Genomic DNA, 3,843 nt, shown 5'->3' on the forward strand with positions numbered 1-3,843 from the left:
TAGACATAAGGTTGTCCTTAAAAGTTAAATTTAAAAGTTAAAATTGGATAGGAAAAGGTTCTAGTTGCCGAGTTAAGGCAATATCGATAACTAGAACCCTTGAACTATCAAATCTTACTCATCGAAAGATTAAGCAGAGATTTCTACAGCGCCTTTAGTCACACGAGCTTTGTACGCTTTCACGCTAAAGTTCTCGTCTTCCATGCACACACCTGTTGTCAGGTTAAAGCGTTGCTTCTTAAGTGGGCTTGCCACCCAAAGCTCGTCTTGGTGCTCTACAATCAAACCACGAGATAACACGTTAGATTGAAAGTAAGGGTCTGTATTGCTAATCGCTAGCACTTCTTCAGCTTTTGTTGGGCGGAAGATAGCCACTTGCTCACCAGCCACCAATGCACAAACACCAGTACCTGGGATAATGTCTTCGATCTTACAAACTTTGGTAAATGCCATGATGTCGTCTCCCAATTAAACCAGTTCAACGTGAAGGATATCGCCCTTCGCTTCTGGGTGTTTCTCTGTGAATGTCGCAGGACGGTGTTGTTCACGGCCATCATCAACAAACACAACGTTATCATCACGGTCATCAGCGTTGATGAAGTGAGCGAAGCGCTTAAGTTGAGCTTCATCATTGATGGTGTCTGTCCACTCACAAGCAAAGTTGTCTACAAGGCCAGCAATATCAGCTTCAAGTTGGTTGTTGATACCAAGCTTATTGTCGATGATAACTTCACGTAGGTAATCCACACCGCCTTCTAAGTTATCCATCCATACCGAAGTACGTTGTAGCGGAGCAGCCGTACGGATGTAGAACATCATGAAACGGTCGATGTACTTGATTAGTGTTTCTTGGTCTAAGTCGCTTGCTAGTAGGTCTGCATGACGAGGCTTCATACCACCGTTACCACATACGTACATGTTCCAACCTGCATCAGTCGCGATAATACCTAAGTCTTTACCTTGAGCTTCAGCACACTCACGAGTACATCCAGACACACCAAACTTCATCTTATGAGGAGTACGGATGCCTTTGTAACGGTTCTCGATCATCACGCCAAGACCAACTGAATCTTGTACGCCGTAACGACACCAAGTAGAGCCAACACATGTCTTAGCCATACGAAGTGCTTTGGCGTAAGCTTGACCCGTTTCGTAACCCGCTGCGATTAACTTCTTCCAAATTGCTGGTAAGTCATCTTTTTGAGCACCGAACAGACCAATACGTTGTGCACCAGTGATCTTAGTGTAAAGGTTGTATTCAGCCGCAACATCAGCCAGAACGCTTAGCGCTTGAGGTGTTACTTCACCACCCGCCATACGAGGGATAACAGAGTAAGTACCGTCTTTTTGCATGTTACCTAGGAAGTTATCGTTGGTATCGTGCAGTTTCACTAGCTCAGGCTTAAGGATGTGTTCACCCCAGCATGAAGCAAGGATAGAACCCGCTAGAGGTTTACATACTTCACAGCCGTAACCTTTACCGTATTTCTCTAGTAGCTCATCGAATGTTTTAATTTCTTCGATGCGGATTAGGTGGAAAAGCTCTTGGCGAGAGTATGCAAAGTGCTCACACACATCGTTCTTAACTTCTACACCGGCTTTAGCAAGTTCAGCATTAAGTACTGAAGTTACAAGTGGAATACAACCACCACAACCAGTACCCGCGCCAGTTACCGCTTTGATATCACCGATTGTGTGGTGACCTTCAGCAACCGCTTGAGCGATTTTACCTTTCGTTACATCAAAACAAGAACAGATAACTGCAGATTCAGGAAGAGAGTCTGCGCCAAGTGTTGGTTTTTCAGCACCAGCGTGTGCAGGAAGGATCAACGCATCTGGATGTTCAGGGAGGTCGATTTCATTCAGCATGAGCTGTAGAAGATCGCCGTAGTCAGACGTGTCGCCAACCATTACTGCACCGAGCAGCTTCTTGTTGTCTTCAGAAACGATTAGACGCTTGTAAACTTCTTGCTCTTCGTTTTGATAAACGTAGCTCTTACAACCAGGAGTACGGCCGTTTGCATCACCGATAGAACCTACTTTCACACCTAGAAGCTTAAGCTTCGCAGACATGTCAGCACCTTCGAACGTGCTTTCGTTACCAACAATGTGGTCAACTGCAACTGTCGCCATCTTGTAACCAGGAGCAACTAGGCCATAGAACGTTTGGTTCCATGACGAACACTCACCGATCGCGTAGATGTCTTTATCTGTTGTTTGACAGTGATCGTTAATCTCAATACCGCCACGAGGCGCGATACCCAGACCCATTTGACGAGCAAGTTTGTCTTGAGGGCGGATACCTGCAGAGAATACGATGAAATCTGTTTCTAACTCAGTACCGTCTGCAAAGCGCATTACGTTACGAGCTTCAGTGCCTTCAGGAGCAATCTCAAGCGTGTTCTTGCTTGTATGTACGTTTACGCCCATACGTTCGATTTTTTGACGAAGTTGGTTACCACCCGCTTGGTCAAGCTGCTCAGCCATTAGCTTTGGAGCAAACTCAACAACGTGCGTGGTTACACCAAGCGCTTTTAGTGCGCCTGCAGCTTCAAGACCAAGCAAACCACCACCAACAACCACACCAGATTTAGAATTCTTAGCGGTTGCTTCGATAGCTTTCAAATCTTCGATTGTGCGGTAAACGAAGCAATCTTTACCTTCGTTACCTTTGATTGGCGGAACAAATGGGTATGAACCAGTAGCAAGGATTAGCTTGTCGTATTGAATTTCACGACCAGTGCTTGAGTAAACTGTTTTCTTTTCACGGTTAACGTTGATTGCACGCTCACCGATCAGCATGTTGATGCCGTGTTTCTCGTAGAAACCTTCTTTAACTAAAGAAAGTTCGTCCGCAGTATGGTGTGAAAAATAAGAAGAAAGGTGTACACGATCATAGGCTACGCGAGGCTCTTCACAGAAGACTGTGATGTCCATGTTAGCAACGTCTGTCTTCTCGACTAAATCTTCGATATAGCGATGGCCTACCATCCCGTTACCGATTACGACTAGCTTCATCTTGCTCATAAGAATTCCTGAAGGTTATATATTTCTTAACTGAGCGAATAATGAATTATGAAAGAAAATGAAAATATGATGTAAATCAATTACGAAATCGAACTACCCAAAAGGGGTAGAACAAAAGAGGTAGAAATGGCTAAATTTAAGCCATAGCAAACGAATAACCGTAGGTTAGATAAGGTTTAAAGCGATTTAATAAGCAATCAAACACACAATTAAGATTGTTGTAATATTTCACAACAGACTAGCAACAACGCAAGTAAATGACAATCATTTTCATTTGTAGTCATAATTACGATAATAAGCGACTAAAGCATGATGCGTTCATGACCAAGTGTGTATAAATATGAAAACCTGAGTGATGAAATACTTCCCGTGCACTATTTAAATCCCCTATCAAAACTTACACACGTAACCATTGCTCATAACCGTTTACTGGCTTAACCAATAAATAATGTTCAGCAGCGTTTGGTTGTATACGACGATGTCGACAGCTCGAACCACACCTGCATGTAGTGCAAAAACCGGTAATACGAGATACTAAGATACGAGCTATGAGATAGAGATGCCCTTTTGATAAACAGTAGGCAACGGAATTTGGAAAAATCGATAGATAAGAATGCCAGATAGCAAAAAGGCCAGCATTTCTGCTGGCCTTTCAACTTGAATGATGGAGGCGCCTCCCGGAGTCGAACCGAGGTCCACGGATTTGCAATCCGCTGCATAGCCACTCTGCCAAGGCGCCTTCAATAGTGTTTTAAGAGAACAACTCTTTTGATTCCTACCACGAGAGGTAACAACCAAATAGATGGTGCCCCGGGC

The 3,843-nt window shown here is 44.0% G+C and carries 2 protein-coding genes and 1 tRNA gene; all 3 read right to left on the minus strand.

Annotated elements, in window-relative coordinates:
• Nucleotides 1-129 precede the first annotated feature (129 nt).
• The gene (nirD, locus tag BCT81_RS22720; RefSeq protein WP_004741877.1) at nucleotides 130-453 is read right to left on the minus strand and encodes a nitrite reductase small subunit NirD; all 324 of its coding nucleotides are present in this window, start codon (nucleotides 451-453) and stop codon (nucleotides 130-132) included.
• Nucleotides 454-468: 15 nt separating this feature from the next.
• The gene (gene nirB / locus BCT81_RS22725; RefSeq protein ID WP_102425941.1) at nucleotides 469-3,027 is read right to left on the minus strand and encodes a nitrite reductase large subunit NirB; all 2,559 of its coding nucleotides are present in this window, start codon (nucleotides 3,025-3,027) and stop codon (nucleotides 469-471) included.
• A 665-nt stretch (nucleotides 3,028-3,692) separates the two neighbouring features.
• Nucleotides 3,693-3,766, minus strand: a tRNA-Cys gene (locus BCT81_RS22730).
• Between the last annotated feature and the right edge of the window lie 77 nt (nucleotides 3,767-3,843).

The sequence above is a fragment of the Vibrio sp. 10N.261.52.A1 genome, from assembly GCF_002876325.1.
GTDB classification, from domain to species: Bacteria; Pseudomonadota; Gammaproteobacteria; order Enterobacterales; family Vibrionaceae; genus Vibrio; species Vibrio chagasii.

What these genes read in the sequence shown, in the direction of transcription:
- nirB (WP_102425941.1), bottom strand. Translation starts at nt 3,027, where the DNA reads ATGAGCAAGATGAAGCTAGTCGTAATCGGTAACGGGATGGTAGGCCAT.
- nirD (WP_004741877.1), bottom strand. Translation starts at nt 453, where the DNA reads ATGGCATTTACCAAAGTTTGTAAGATCGAAGACATTATCCCAGGTACT.